Annotated in this window: 12 protein-coding genes, 11 tRNA genes and 1 other annotated feature; of the genes, 7 read left to right on the top strand and 16 right to left on the bottom strand. The window is 33.8% G+C overall.

Annotation, left to right across the window (positions count from 1 at the left end; all coding sequences use genetic code 11):
- Positions 1-20: 20 nt before the first annotated feature.
- Positions 21-1,394 (top strand): amino acid permease, encoded by a 1,374-nt coding sequence (locus AC3B6G_RS03070; RefSeq protein WP_489848954.1) that lies wholly within the window; start codon positions 21-23, stop codon positions 1,392-1,394.
- 210 nt (positions 1,395-1,604) lie between these two features.
- Positions 1,605-2,978: an amino acid permease gene (locus AC3B6G_RS03065; RefSeq protein ID WP_489848953.1), complete on the top strand. Its 1,374-nt coding sequence runs from the start codon at positions 1,605-1,607 to the stop codon at positions 2,976-2,978.
- Between the two features lie 53 nt (positions 2,979-3,031).
- On the opposite strand, the gene AC3B6G_RS03060 is transcribed toward AC3B6G_RS03065, so the two are convergent.
- The 3 genes from AC3B6G_RS03060 to AC3B6G_RS03050 form a co-directional block, all read right to left on the bottom strand.
- The gene (locus AC3B6G_RS03060; RefSeq protein ID WP_489848952.1) at positions 3,032-3,724 is read right to left on the bottom strand and encodes a methionine ABC transporter permease; all 693 of its coding nucleotides are present in this window, start codon (positions 3,722-3,724) and stop codon (positions 3,032-3,034) included.
- Positions 3,717-4,796 (bottom strand): methionine ABC transporter ATP-binding protein, encoded by a 1,080-nt coding sequence (locus AC3B6G_RS03055; RefSeq protein ID WP_489848951.1) that lies wholly within the window; start codon positions 4,794-4,796, stop codon positions 3,717-3,719. Before AC3B6G_RS03055 ends, AC3B6G_RS03060 begins: the two co-directional genes overlap by 8 nt.
- Before the next feature lie 104 nt (positions 4,797-4,900).
- Positions 4,901-5,132, bottom strand: a binding site (T-box leader).
- A 49-nt stretch (positions 5,133-5,181) separates the two neighbouring features.
- Complete coding sequence (locus tag AC3B6G_RS03050; RefSeq protein ID WP_489848950.1) at positions 5,182-6,102, bottom strand: serine hydrolase; 921 nt, start codon at positions 6,100-6,102, stop codon at positions 5,182-5,184.
- 140 nt (positions 6,103-6,242) lie between these two features.
- Here AC3B6G_RS03050 and AC3B6G_RS03045 point away from each other — a divergent pair, with 140 nt between their 5' ends.
- Positions 6,243-6,497, top strand: coding sequence for a hypothetical protein (locus AC3B6G_RS03045; RefSeq protein WP_489848949.1), 255 nt, complete (start codon positions 6,243-6,245; stop codon positions 6,495-6,497).
- 145 nt (positions 6,498-6,642) lie between these two features.
- On the opposite strand, the gene AC3B6G_RS03040 is transcribed toward AC3B6G_RS03045, so the two are convergent.
- From AC3B6G_RS03040 to AC3B6G_RS02990, 11 genes are all read right to left on the bottom strand, one after another.
- Positions 6,643-6,714 (bottom strand) — tRNA-Asn (locus AC3B6G_RS03040).
- Between the two features lie 38 nt (positions 6,715-6,752).
- Positions 6,753-6,824 (bottom strand) — tRNA-Asn (locus AC3B6G_RS03035).
- 36 nt (positions 6,825-6,860) lie between these two features.
- Positions 6,861-6,932 (bottom strand) — tRNA-Asn (locus AC3B6G_RS03030).
- Between the two features lie 40 nt (positions 6,933-6,972).
- Positions 6,973-7,044: transfer RNA gene (locus tag AC3B6G_RS03025), tRNA-Asn, on the bottom strand.
- 36 nt (positions 7,045-7,080) lie between these two features.
- Positions 7,081-7,152: transfer RNA gene (locus AC3B6G_RS03020), tRNA-Asn, on the bottom strand.
- A 40-nt stretch (positions 7,153-7,192) separates the two neighbouring features.
- Positions 7,193-7,264 (bottom strand) — tRNA-Asn (locus AC3B6G_RS03015).
- A 36-nt stretch (positions 7,265-7,300) separates the two neighbouring features.
- Positions 7,301-7,372 (bottom strand) — tRNA-Asn (locus AC3B6G_RS03010).
- Positions 7,373-7,412: 40 nt separating this feature from the next.
- A tRNA-Asn gene (locus AC3B6G_RS03005) sits at positions 7,413-7,484 on the bottom strand.
- A gap of 40 nt (positions 7,485-7,524) precedes the next feature.
- A tRNA-Asn gene (locus tag AC3B6G_RS03000) sits at positions 7,525-7,596 on the bottom strand.
- A 34-nt stretch (positions 7,597-7,630) separates the two neighbouring features.
- Positions 7,631-7,702: transfer RNA gene (locus AC3B6G_RS02995), tRNA-Asn, on the bottom strand.
- Between the two features lie 35 nt (positions 7,703-7,737).
- Positions 7,738-7,809: transfer RNA gene (locus AC3B6G_RS02990), tRNA-Asn, on the bottom strand.
- Positions 7,810-8,241: 432 nt separating this feature from the next.
- Between AC3B6G_RS02990 and AC3B6G_RS02985 the strand changes: the two genes are divergently transcribed.
- The 3 genes from AC3B6G_RS02985 to budA all read left to right on the top strand — a co-directional run bounded on the left by AC3B6G_RS02985 (position 8,242) and on the right by budA (position 10,787).
- A complete protein-coding gene (locus AC3B6G_RS02985; RefSeq protein WP_489848948.1) occupies positions 8,242-9,315 on the top strand; it encodes an NlpC/P60 family protein in 1,074 nt (357 codons plus the stop codon).
- Positions 9,316-9,384: 69 nt separating this feature from the next.
- Complete coding sequence (locus AC3B6G_RS02980; RefSeq protein WP_489848947.1) at positions 9,385-9,945, top strand: ECF transporter S component; 561 nt, start codon at positions 9,385-9,387, stop codon at positions 9,943-9,945.
- Positions 9,946-10,076: 131 nt separating this feature from the next.
- On the top strand, positions 10,077-10,787 hold the full coding sequence (gene budA / locus AC3B6G_RS02975) for an acetolactate decarboxylase (protein ID WP_489848946.1): 711 nt from the start codon (positions 10,077-10,079) through the stop codon (positions 10,785-10,787).
- 71 nt (positions 10,788-10,858) lie between these two features.
- Here budA and AC3B6G_RS02970 read toward each other — a convergent pair whose 3' ends face one another.
- Positions 10,859-11,728: a hypothetical protein gene (locus AC3B6G_RS02970; protein ID WP_489848945.1), complete on the bottom strand. Its 870-nt coding sequence runs from the start codon at positions 11,726-11,728 to the stop codon at positions 10,859-10,861.
- A gap of 138 nt (positions 11,729-11,866) precedes the next feature.
- Here AC3B6G_RS02970 and AC3B6G_RS02965 point away from each other — a divergent pair, with 138 nt between their 5' ends.
- The gene (locus AC3B6G_RS02965) at positions 11,867-12,487 is read left to right on the top strand and encodes a YdhK family protein (RefSeq protein WP_489848944.1); all 621 of its coding nucleotides are present in this window, start codon (positions 11,867-11,869) and stop codon (positions 12,485-12,487) included.
- Positions 12,488-12,529: 42 nt separating this feature from the next.
- Here AC3B6G_RS02965 and AC3B6G_RS02960 read toward each other — a convergent pair whose 3' ends face one another.
- Entirely contained in the window at positions 12,530-13,081 is a 552-nt protein-coding gene (locus tag AC3B6G_RS02960; protein ID WP_489848943.1) for a biotin transporter BioY, read from the bottom strand.
- Positions 13,082-13,203: the final 122 nt, after the last annotated feature.

Genomic DNA, 13,203 nt, shown 5'->3' with positions numbered 1-13,203 from the left:
ATATGTTAGGAGATGTTACAATGGCAGATCAACTTAAAAAGAATTCTGATGGAACAGTAAGAGGTTTAAGTAACCGTCATGTTCAAATGATTGCAATTGGTGGAACCATTGGAACTGGACTGTTTTTAGGTTCTGGAACAACTATTTCTAAGACAGGGCCATCAGTATTACTAGTATATTTAATTTTAGGATTCTTCTTCTTCTTAATGATGAGAGCGATTGGAGAAATGTTTTATTCAGATCCATCTCAACATACTTTTGTATCCTTTATTACTAAGTACTTAGGAAAACCGACTGGATTCTTCAGTGGTTGGACTTATTGGTTAGGATTGTTATTCGCAGCAATGGCTGAATTAACTGCAGTTGCGACTTATGTTCAATTCTGGTTCCCGGCAATTCCAGCATGGTTGATTGAAATTGTTTTCTTGGCAATTTTATGTAGTTTGAATTTAATTGCAGCTAAGGTATTTGGTGAAACTGAATTCTGGTTTGCAATGATTAAAATTATTGCTATTGTGGCATTGATTGCAACTGGGATTTTCATGATGGTTGCTCATACGCCAACCAATGCTGGACACGCTTCGATTGGAAATTTGTTTGATCACTTTAAACTATTTCCTAATGGTGGGTTTAATTTCATCTCTGCCTTCCCAATGGTATTCTTCGCATTCCAAGGAATTGAATTTGTTAGTATCACAATTGGTGAATCAAGAAATCCCCATGCTGTAATTAAAAAATCAGTTAACGAAACTTTGTTAAGAATTTTGATTTTCTATATTGGTGCTTTGATTGCCATCATGGGAATTATTCCATGGAGAACTTTATCACCAACCCAAAGTCCATTTGTTGAAGTATTCAAGATTGCTGGATTATCAGCAGCCGCAAGTGTTATTAACTTTGTCGTTTTAACATCTGCTTCATCTTCAATTAACAGTATTATATTCTCGGCTGGACGTCACTTTTACCAATTAGCTGACGAAATGCATGCAGATAGTTTTCTTCACCGGAACTTTGCTAAAATTTCAAAACGGGGAGTTCCAGCAGCCGCAATTGTATTATCAGCCGCAATTATCTTAATTACTCCATTGATGTCCGTTTCTTCGGCAACTTCATCTGTTTTTGAAATCGTTGCCGGGGCATCTAGTGACATGTATATCTTCGTTTATGCATTAACGATGTTGGCTCACAGAAAGTATCGTCAATCAAATGATTTTCTTTCTGACGGATTCAAAATGCCATTCTATAACTTAACTAGTCCTTTGACGATTCTATTCTTCATTGTGATTTATCTTAGTTTATTATTTATTCCTGGAGATACAGTTGGGGCTGTTGGGGCTCTAAGTTGGGCTGTTATCTTCGGTGGATTAGTATATTTAAAAGAACGCAAAGCATAGTTTCAAAAAGAGTAGTTCGATTCAATGATCGAGGCACTCTTTTTTTATATCAAAATTGCGATGTTATGTTTTATCACATATTTTAGCTAAATTTAATATTTAGATTTAAAATCAGATATATTTATGTTATGCTTTCTATAATTAATTTTATTGATATATAAAATCATTAATTAAAATATTAGAAGAGAATGGATGATAGGGGATGTAACAATGGCAAAGGGAAACAAAAGAAATTCAGATGGTACAATAAGGTCATTAAGTAATCGGCATGTTCAAATGATTGCTATTGGAGGAACGATTGGAACTGGATTATTTTTAGGATCTGGAGAAACAATTGCCCAAACAGGACCTTCGATATTGATAGTTTATATGATTTTAGGCTTTTTCTTTTTCCTAATGATGCGTTCAATTGGTGAAATGTTATATTCTGATCCTGAAAAGCATACTTTTGTAGCCTTCATTAGTAAATACTTAGGTAAATCGGCTGGATTATTTAGTGGCTGGACCTATTGGCTAGGGTTAATTTTTGCCTGTATGGCAGAATTAACTGCGGTTGCAACGTATGTTCAATTTTGGTTTCCGACCATTCCAGCATGGTTGATAGAAGTTGTTTTCTTAATTGTTCTTTGTGGAATTAATTTAATTGCTGCTCGGCTGTTTGGAGAAGCTGAATTTTGGTTCTCAATGATCAAAATTATTGCGATAGTTGCTTTAATCGTTACAGGAATATTTATGATGATATTACATACGAGAACGAATGTGGGACATGCTTCATTTGGTAATATCTTTAATCATTTTCAATTATTTCCCCACGGACCTTTTAGTTTCTTTTCAGCATTTCCAATGGTTTTCTTTGCTTTTCTAGGAATTGAATCCGTTAGTATTACAATTGGAGAATCAAAAGATCCACATAAAGTTATCAAAAAATCTGTTAATGAAACTTTAATCAGAATTTTGATTTTTTATGTAGGTTCATTGGTTGCTATTATGGGAATTATTCCTTGGAGGACATTAATTCCTTCGCAAAGTCCGTTCGTTGATGTTTTTAAAATCGCTGGATTATCGACTGCTGCAGGAATTATTAATTTTGTTGTTTTAACAGCAGCAGCATCTGCCATTAATAGTATTATTTTTTCTGCAGGACGACATTTTTATCAATTATCGAGTGAATTGAAACCAACTAGTTTTTTATATCGCCACTTTGTTAAAATATCCAAAAATGGGGTTCCAGCAACATCAATTATCATATCTTCATTATTTATTTTAATTACCCCCATCATGTCGATATCATCTGAAATATCATCCTTATTCATGATGGTTGCTGGGGCATCTAGTGATATGAATATCTTTGTCTATATCCTAACGTTGCTTGCACATCGAAAGTACCGTCAATCCAATGATTTCTTATCTGATGGATTTAAGATGCCAGGTTATAAATTAACTAGTCCGTTGACGATTTTATTCTTTATTGGGATTTATATTAGTTTATTAGTTGTTCCAGAAGATACAATTGGTGCAATTGGTTCATTAGTTTGGGCAATCGGATTTGGTGGATTGATTTACTTTAAAGAACGAAAAGCTTAATTTTTACCAAAAAAAGAGACCTTAAGTTAATTCTTAAGGCCTCTTTTTATAAATTATTTATTGTTTAAATGGTCTGTCTTACGAGCTAAGAAGTCTCCAATGATTTGAATTAAGAAAACTAGAACTAAAATTAAAATCAATGACATGAAGACAACGTCATTTTCAAATCTTTGATAACCAACAGAGATGGCTAGGTTACCTAAACCACCACCACCAACAGTTCCAGCCATTGCAGTTAAACTGATTAAACTAATCAATGTAAGAACTGAAGAACGAATCAAAGATGGTAAACCTTCTTTTAAATATACCCGAAAGATAATTCCGATATTACTAGAACCCATAGATTGAGCTGCTTCAACAATTCCTTCGTCAACATCAAGCAATGCATTTTGTACCTGTCTAGCATAAAAAGGTGTACAAGCAATAATTAATGGGACGATTGCAGCAGTAGTACCAATAGTAGTTCCAACAACAATTCTAGTAAATGGTGCGATGACGGCTAGCAAAATAATGAATGGAATTGAACGGAACAAGTTGACAATTTTATCTAAAACTTGATAACAAGTTCGATTAGCAGCAATTCCACCAGGGGCAGTGATTACTAATATAACTCCAATTAAAATTCCACAGATTCCAGAAACAAGGGCTGAGATAAAGGTCATATAAATCGTTTCCCAAGTTCCTTGAATAAAATCAGGAATCATTGTAACAACATTTGGAAAGTAATGACTAAATAAACTACTCATTAGCTTCTTCCTCCTTTTCTTGTTCTGCGACTTGTTTTAAGTCAATTTCTTCATAAGTAACATCATTTTCTGCTAAATATTTTTTAGCATCAGCTAAATCGCTTTTTGCCCCAGACATATTAACGATTAAGTTTCCAAGGGGAGTATCTTGGATAAATTCAACGTTTCCAAAGATGATACTAGCAGTCACATTGAACTTCTTAAATAAATCAATGATGATAGGGGTATCAGTACTGCTACCAATGTATTTAAGAGAAACAATTCTTTGATCTGCAGGTAAATTCAAAAGCTCTTTTTGATGACTTAATCTTTGTAATGCTGGTTTAACTTGAGTGGTAGTAGCAATGAAGTCTTTTGTTAATTGACTCTTAGGATGACTAAAGACGTCAATTAAATTTCCTTTTTCAACGATTTTACCATAATCCATAACTGCAACTTTGTTACAAATAGATTTAACGGCATCCATTTCGTGAGTAATTAAAACGATGGTAAGGTTTAAATCTTGATTTAGTTTTTTAAGTAACTTTAATATGGATTGGGTCGTTTTAGGATCTAGTGCACTTGTTGCTTCATCACTAATTAGAATTTTAGGATCATTAGCTAATGCTCTAGCAATTGCAACCCGTTGTTTTTGACCACCAGATAGTTGGGCAGGATAAAAATTATGTTTGTCACTAAGGCCAACTAAGTCTAATAACTTGTTAACTTTTTCTTTTCTTTCTTTTTTACTAATTCCCTTATGAGCTAACGGATAATCAACATTTCCAGCAATTGTTCGTTCATTCATTAAATTAAAATGTTGGAAAATGATTCCAATGTTTTGGCGTTCTTGGCGAAGCTCTGAGTTGGATAACTTTAGCATATCCTTACCATCAACAGTGACTTGACCACTCGTAGGTTCTTGTAATCTATTAATAACCCGAACTAAAGTACTTTTACCAGCACCTGAGTAACCAACGATTCCATAAACATCACCTTGTTCAATTTGTAATGAAACATCTTGAACGGCGGTAGTCACTTGTTTTTTACGTTTAAAAGTAACGTCAATATCTTTTAAATCAATTAATGCCATTCTTACCACTCCTTAATTTTTTACTTAATGTTTTCCAAAAAATTTTTTAATAGTTTCTCGGATAGGTTTTTAACTGAGAAAACAAAAAAGCCCATTTCTAATTTAATAGAAACGGGCTTCCGTGATACCATTCTAATTTAGAATCTCCTTATGGAGATTCCCTCACTAACGTCATAACAACGCGTGCATTAGTAATGGAATGCCACCCCATCATCACTTAAATATCAGTGATGCCAATCACAGGTCATTTTCATTATCTAAAAATCGATCTACTTTCAGCAAACGTAGATTTTCTTAACCATTTCGAATAATTACTTTCCTGATCAATTTGTTTACTCAGTTAATTAATTGTCTTTATTTTAACAGGATTCAGAACAAAGTCAATCTAATTGTTTGAATCGTTCGCTTTATAAATTGATTTCATCAATTTAGCAGTGTCACTAAAAACATGATTATCATTAATAATAATGGTTATTAATCGATCATGACCTGGTTTTTTACTACTTCCGGCAAAACAATATCCAGCAGCGGGGGTATAACCAGTTTTTAATCCATCAACATATAGGTTTTTGTCATAATATGGACGACCAGGAAGCATTTCATTATAGTTATATAATTTTTGTCCAGCCACAGTTGTGTTACCAACTTTTGATTGATTAATAATTTGAGGATATTCTTTTAATAAGTGTTTGACGATTACAGCCATCGCTCTCGCAGAAAGCATGTTTCCAGCAGAACGATTACCTTCAACTCTTAACCCGTAATGGATTAAATCACTATTATCGAGTCCAGATGCGGAAATGAATTTAGCGTTGATTTTCCAATCTTTTGCTTGTTGGTTCATTGAATCAACAAATTTTTTATCGTTTCCAGAAGTCCAATTGCCTAATGCAATGGCAGCATTGTTAGACGAAAGGATTAGGGCGGCCTCATATAATTGGCGAACTGTATACGTATGACCACGAATAAATTTAAATCCACCGCCATCCGTCATATTATAACTGAGTTTGCGAAGAGCAGGATTGTTAGTGTTAACAACGTCGTTCCAACCATTATTGGCTTTGGCTTTTTTTATTGCTAAATATAGCGTCATTAACTTCGATAAAGAAGCTACTCGCATTGGCTTATCAATATTTTTTTCATACAAATAATTATTACTATTGTCATCACTATCAAAGGCGATTGCTGATTTGGCTCTTGGTAGAGAAATATTACTGGTATGGGGACCGATACCAGTATGTATCATTGGGGCACCCATTGTAAAAACTGTAATGAACAATATGATTTTTCTTAACCAATTTTCCAATTTAACAATCTCCAATCAAATATAATGCCTTTATTATAGCATTGATAATAGCGTAAGAAGTTTAAATAATTGCAATTATATCTTAAATGATATATCGTGTACTAGATAATCATAACTATTTATAAAAGGGGTATTAGAAAATGAAAAAAGAACGTCAACAAGATATTTTAAAGCAACTCAAAAAAAGTCGTTCACACATTATTAATGCGTTGGATGGAGTTAACGAAAAAAGTAATGTCATTAAAGATATTGATCGGTTTATCAATGAAGTTGAGACGAAACCGCTAGATCAATTAAGTGAAAAAGATGTTGATTATAATTTTGATATTATTACGCGAGAAATTAATTGTTCGTTGAACTGCTTCACCCATGCGTTAAAATCGATTCAACAATAAAAAGATGCCAGAAGGGCATCTTTTTTTATAACAGTTTGTAATAAATGAAAAAATTATTTGTTCATATGAATATTATTAAACAATCAAAAAAACTCCCAATTAAGGGAGTTCCTTTGAGAGTTTAGTTTGTTTCAAAATGAAACAACTGCTCTGACTGGACTCGAACCAGTAACCTACGCATTAACAGTGCGGTATTCTACCATTGAACTACAGAGCAAAAAGGTTATTGAATTATTGATCTCCCGAATGGGGGAACTGCTCTGACTGGACTCGAACCAGTAACCTACGCATTAACAGTGCGGTATTCTACCATTGAACTACAGAGCAAAAAGGTTATTGAATTAATGATCCCCGAACGGGGAACTGCTCTGACTGGACTCGAACCAGTAACCTACGCATTAACAGTGCGGTATTCTACCATTGAACTACAGAGCAAGAAAAGTTATTGAATTAATGATCTCCCGAACGGGGAGAACTGCTCTGACTGGACTCGAACCAGTAACCTACGCATTAACAGTGCGGTATTCTACCATTGAACTACAGAGCAAAAAGGTTATTGAATTAATGATCCCCGAACGGGGAACTGCTCTGACTGGACTCGAACCAGTAACCTACGCATTAACAGTGCGGTATTCTACCATTGAACTACAGAGCAAGAAAAGTTATTGAATTAATGATCTCCCGAACGGGGAGAACTGCTCTGACTGGACTCGAACCAGTAACCTACGCATTAACAGTGCGGTATTCTACCATTGAACTACAGAGCAAAAAGGTTATTGAATTAATGATCCCCGAACGGGGAACTGCTCTGACTGGACTCGAACCAGTAACCTACGCATTAACAGTGCGGTATTCTACCATTGAACTACAGAGCAAGAAAAGTTATTGAATTAATGATCTCCCGAACGGGGAGAACTGCTCTGACTGGACTCGAACCAGTAACCTACGCATTAACAGTGCGGTATTCTACCATTGAACTACAGAGCAAGAAAAGTTATTGAATTAATGATCTCCCGAACGGGGAGAACTGCTCTGACTGGACTCGAACCAGTAACCTACGCATTAACAGTGCGGTATTCTACCATTGAACTACAGAGCAAAAACTTGTGAATTATTGATCCCTAAATGGGGAACTGCTCTGACTGGACTCGAACCAGTAACCTACGCATTAACAGTGCGGTATTCTACCATTGAACTACAGAGCAAAAACTTGTGAATTAACATATCCCCCGAGGAGGAACTGTCCAAGCTGGACTCGAACCAGCAACCTACGCATTAACAGTGCGGTATTCTACCATTGAACTACTGGACAAAAACAAAAGAACCGATGATTAGATTACATTCTAATCATCGGTTCTTTAATTGGCTTACTACTAAGCTAATAAAAAAGTACCCACAATCAGAACTTAATCTGAAGTATGGATACTAACAAGTTTAAACGACATGTTAAAATATACCCATACTAACAACAATTATTATTATTATTATTGTTATTAGTATTGGCATTAGATAATGATTTGCATTTAATCATATCATATTTTAACATTTCGTTTCACTTCCTTTTCCATTTCGTTTTTTGATGTTGATATAACTATAATCTATTTTTTATAAATCGTCAATACTTTTTTTACAAAAAGATGAAATTTACTTAAAATCCGTTGCTATTATTTATATTTCAGATAGAATGAAGTTAATAATGATAACGAATATATAGGAGTGAATAATTATTAATAATAAAATAAAAATGGCATTAACGTTTGGAACATTAGTTTGCGGATTAGCTCTAACTACAAATTATGTTCATGCAGATGATAATAGTCAGGCATCAACTACTCAAACAACGGATCAAAGTAATCAGAACAGTCAAGATTCACAAAATGTTGAGAAAAATAATAATGAAGTTATTAATAGCGCCCCTGATCAGGGAAAAGATTATAATGAACCATTTAAAGCTGTTAAGGTCGTAACTTCAAAAAATATGCCTTTTTATACTAAACCAGGAACTGGTAAAAAGGGTTTAACAACGACTTCTTTCTATAATAAGAAATTAACGGTTGCTAGAATAGCTAGTGTTGACGGTGATGTTTATTATCGAACTACTAGTGGTTGGGTAAGTGCAGATGCATTTAACCAAAAAGTTGCTTATACATCTTCAATGGACTATAAAATGCAGGTAACTAGTAAAAATGTTCCTGTATTTAGCGCTCCTGATAACACTAGTGGTTCTCGTAAGATTGGAACAACTAGTAGTTTGGGATTGAGTGGTAATTGGTACAATGTTGATATGAGAAAAGATACTAACCTAAAGAAGGGATTTTATCGTTTCACTGCTGATAATGGAAAACAATATTGGATTGCTGCTAACAATATGAGTTTCAATTTAAGTTCTTTAAAGGGTAATAATGCTAAGATTGAAAAAGCAATCGCAACTGGTGAAAGTTTGATTGGAAAATCTAAATATTCTTGGGGTGGCGGAAGAACTGCTGCAAGTATTGCAGCTCGCCGCTTTGATTGTTCTTCATTTGTTCATTTTATGTATGCTAAAGCAGGGGTTACACTTGGACCTGTTAGTGCAACAACTTATACATTAAAGAATTTAGGGACCAAGGTATCACCTTCTAACATGAAGCGTGGTGACATTTTCTTCTTTAATGCAAAGGGCGAAGGAGCCTTTTGTCACGTTGGTTTATATCTAGGTGATCATTTATTTATTCATGATTCTCCATCATCTGATACTGGTGGAGTTGGGGTTTCATCTTTATTAGATAAATATTGGTCAACTAAGTTTAATGGAACAGTTAGACGTGTGGTAAAATAAATAGTAACAACTATCAATTAGAATTCACTTCTGATAGGAGTGAGTTCTTTTTATTTAGGAGAGAATAGTATGGAGAAGAAAAAGTGGGATTTAAGATCAATTATTTTATTAACTTTAATTTCAATTGCTTGTGGATTAATTTTCTTTTTAACTGATTTTCTAAGTAATGGTCTTCAAATTTTGCTTACACCGATTGGATTACAACCAGTTGGAAGTGCATTATTAGGTGGATTATGGATGTTCGCAGCTCCTTTAGCAGCAATGCTTTTACGTCGTCCTGGGGCAGCACTATGTGGTGAAGTCCTTGCTGCAATTGTTGAAATGCTGGTTGGTAGTCAATTTGGAGTAATGGCAATTGTCGATGGAATTATATCTGGACTCGGCTATGAAATTGGTTTTGCAGCAACGGGTTATAAAAAATATAATCATATTACTTTAAGTTTAGGGGCAATTCTATCAGCTGTAATTACATTTGTTTGGGACTGGTTCCAAAGAGGATATGCTAGTTATTCAATGGGAATGTTAGTAACATTATTTATTGTTCATTTAATTTCAATTTGGGTATTTAGTGATCCATTCGTTGTTCAAATTGATAAGTTGTTAAAGAAAAGTAAAGTAGTAAAGTCATAATCAAATCATTTTTAATTAATCATTTTGAGATCATTTCTTTTTAGAAATGGTCTTTTTATTTTATTTATTAAGACGTAGTTAAATTATGAAATAAAAAATCTATGATATCATTAATATTGGAGGCGATAATAATGAGTAAAACTGATACATTATTTCAACATGGTACTTTGGCATTATTGGTTCCGGGTTTATTTGATGGAACAATGTCAATGGACGAATTTATGCGTCATGGTGATACAGGAATTGGAACAGGTGAAGGTCTAGACGGTGAATTGATCGTATTAGATGGTCACCCATACCAAGTTAACGTCAAAGGAGAAGTAATCGAACTTGGTAGTAATTTTACTTTGCCTTTTGGAAACATTCATTTTGCTAATTATCAGAAGCCAACTAAGGTTGATGGGATTAGTAATGAAAACCTTTCTAAAAAAGTATTTGAACATGTGGATTATCAAAATATTTTATTCTCAGTTAAATTAACTGGAATTTTCAAACAAATTAAAACCCGTTCTGTAAAGAAACAAAGTAAACCATACCCAGGATTGGCTGCTGTAGCAGATCAACAAGTTGTTTTTGATGGTAGCGATAAGAAAGGAACCTTGTTAGGGTACTACGCTCCTCAAATTTTTAATGGAATTGCTGTTGGTGGATTTCATTTACATTTTTTGGCTGCAGACCATAGCCAAGGGGGGCACGTTTTAGATTTTAATGGTTTTGAAGGAGAAATGAGTTTTCAACCATTTAAAAAATTTGAACAATCATTGCCTAATGATAACGAAGAATATCGTCATCATGATTTTTCAAAAGATGATATTGCTGGTGCAATTGATCATGCCGAATAAAAGATTAATTTAAGACTAAAAAAACTGATTTCAAATTTGAAATCAGTTTTTTATATAAAAATATTTAAATGTTATTCTGGAACGATTGTTGATTTACCGTTTTGAGTTTGAACTTTAGCTTTCACCCAACCAGTATTACTCTTACTTTGGTTCGTGTAGAAGTAATATTGTTTAATAGATCCGTCACTATTGTATTGAACCCAAAGACGACCATTTTGTGGAGAATAGCCACTAGGAACTAATGCATGGGCGTCATTTGGAGCATACAATGAATTGATGTTTGCATTGTTACTATTAGGTGCATATTGAGAATTAGCAGTTGTGAATGTGTAATTATTTTGCTTAGGAAGAGAATAGTTCTTACCATTAACAGTAACTACCCATTCGTTCTTACTAGTGTCTGAATAAACCCGATATTCATGACCAGCGTCAATAGTAACTCCGCTGGTTAATGTGATTGGCTTAAAACCAAATGGTGCATATGCTACAGATGGTTTGTTAGCATCAGTACTGATTGAATCAGAACTTACCCGAGAGTACTCTGAAGCCACAGTCTTGTATGTGTTAGTAGTTTTAGGAGCCTTAGTTAATTTGAACCACTTAGTGTTTTTTTCTTGAACAATCCAAACACCCTTATTACTACTTGGATACTTTTGACTAATAACTTGCCACATTCCGTTTCCCATACTACGAGCTGTTAATTCAGTTCCTGATTTAATGTGGGCCTTTTTAATAACTTTTTTAGTTAAGTTTAATTTCTTGTTCTTTTGAGTTACCTTATATTCCTTGGCGGCAACAGAACTCTTTACTTTTACGTAACGAGCTTGGTTCCAGTAGCTAGAGCCATACTTTGCTTTAGCATTAGCGTTAGTTGAACTGATAGCAGAAACACCCATCATTAAACTAGCTGCTAATGTAATAATACTTAGTCCTTTTTTCAAGAATGATTCCCCCTAATTACTTGATATTATTCATTGTATCATACCTCAAATAATTACTAAATTAAAAGCGTATTGTTTGTGTACGATATAAAAATCGAGTAATATAAAATTGAAATACACAAAAAGGGGATTAGATTTATGAAGTTAAATAAGGTATTATCCGGAGTATTGGTTGCTGGAATGGCATTAGGTTTAGCAGCCTGCTCTAGTTCTAATAGTAGTAGCAAGAAGTCATCAAGCATTCATAGTAGTTCAATGAAGATGAGTTCATCTATGAAAATGGGAAGTTCTTCTTCAATGAAAAATATGAAAGGCATGTCAATAAACGGAATGCAAATGAAGATGCATGGATCCAGTGCTCCTAAGGGTCTCAAAATGACCAAGGATGCTAAGTTCAAGGCTGGTAGTAAGATCATGGTTATGGCTAACCACATGCCAGGAATGATGAACGCTAAAGGGACTGTTGTTGGTGCATATGATTCTAAACTTTATACAGTTAACTTTACTGATACTAAGACCCATAAAATGGTTAAGAATCATAAATATTTAGTTGCCCAAGAAATTAAAGGTAACCACAAAGTTGGTTCTAATATTATCATTGAAGCTGATCACATGAGTGGAATGAAAGGTGCTAAAGGTAAAATTGTTAAAATTAGCAATGGACCAGCTTATATGATTAATTACAAACCAACGAATTCTAAGATGGAAGTTACTAATCATAAATGGCTTGCTCAATCAGAATTAATGGCTGATAAATAATTAAAAATAAAAAGTTGAGACCTTGTTTAAGGTTTCAACTTTTTATTTTGCAAATAATGATATTTTGTGTAATCGCTGGAAAATTAAAACGGCAACTAAACATTTAATTAGTTCTCCGGGAACAAAGATAAAATTACTAGATAATGCTGTCCAAAATGGCATCTTAGTTTCAAGGTGAAGCCAGATAGAACCAACAGGATAAGTCATTCCTATCATTGTGATTAATGATGCAATGTATAACCATCCAAAATTAAGTGCTTTATTAAGTATTTTTCTAATTAGGTAAATAATCCCTGATAAAACAACCGGGGTTAATAACCATGCTAATAAGTATCCTCCAGTAGGACCTAGAACAGTTATAATTCCTCCTCGAAATCCTGATAACACTGGTAATCCAATCGCTGCAAGTAGTAAAAAAATCGCAACCGCAATCGTTCCCCGTTTAGCCCCTAATAGTAAGCTGACTAGTAAAATACTAAAATTCTGTAAGACGATTGGAACTGGTAAAAAAGCAACTGAGATTCCAGGAATAAAGCCTAAAACAATTATTAGAGCAACCATTAATCCAATCTGAGTTATATCTTTAACTTTCATATTTTCTCCTTAGTTAACTATTATTTTAAATCGGTTAACTAGAAAAATTATACCTTTAACAAAATTAAAAAGCAATGGTTCCTTTCCGTTTTTTTTACTGTTAAAATAATGGTTAAACTGAT

Source organism: Nicoliella sp. ESL1149 (assembly GCF_058107265.1).
The sequence above is the reverse complement of the archived record's forward strand: the minus strand, read 5'-3'. Positions and strand labels throughout refer to the sequence as shown.

What these genes read in the sequence shown, in the direction of transcription:
- AC3B6G_RS03070 (WP_489848954.1), top strand. Translation starts at nt 21, where the DNA reads ATGGCAGATCAACTTAAAAAGAATTCTGATGGAACAGTAAGAGGTTTA.
- AC3B6G_RS03065 (WP_489848953.1), top strand. Translation starts at nt 1,605, where the DNA reads ATGGCAAAGGGAAACAAAAGAAATTCAGATGGTACAATAAGGTCATTA.
- AC3B6G_RS03060 (WP_489848952.1), bottom strand. Translation starts at nt 3,724, where the DNA reads ATGAGTAGTTTATTTAGTCATTACTTTCCAAATGTTGTTACAATGATT.
- AC3B6G_RS03055 (WP_489848951.1), bottom strand. Translation starts at nt 4,796, where the DNA reads ATGGCATTAATTGATTTAAAAGATATTGACGTTACTTTTAAACGTAAA.
- AC3B6G_RS03045 (WP_489848949.1), top strand. Translation starts at nt 6,243, where the DNA reads ATGAAAAAAGAACGTCAACAAGATATTTTAAAGCAACTCAAAAAAAGT.
- AC3B6G_RS02985 (WP_489848948.1), top strand. Translation starts at nt 8,242, where the DNA reads ATGGCATTAACGTTTGGAACATTAGTTTGCGGATTAGCTCTAACTACA.
- AC3B6G_RS02980 (WP_489848947.1), top strand. Translation starts at nt 9,385, where the DNA reads ATGGAGAAGAAAAAGTGGGATTTAAGATCAATTATTTTATTAACTTTA.
- budA (WP_489848946.1), top strand. Translation starts at nt 10,077, where the DNA reads ATGAGTAAAACTGATACATTATTTCAACATGGTACTTTGGCATTATTG.
- AC3B6G_RS02965 (WP_489848944.1), top strand. Translation starts at nt 11,867, where the DNA reads ATGAAGTTAAATAAGGTATTATCCGGAGTATTGGTTGCTGGAATGGCA.
- AC3B6G_RS02960 (WP_489848943.1), bottom strand. Translation starts at nt 13,081, where the DNA reads ATGAAAGTTAAAGATATAACTCAGATTGGATTAATGGTTGCTCTAATA.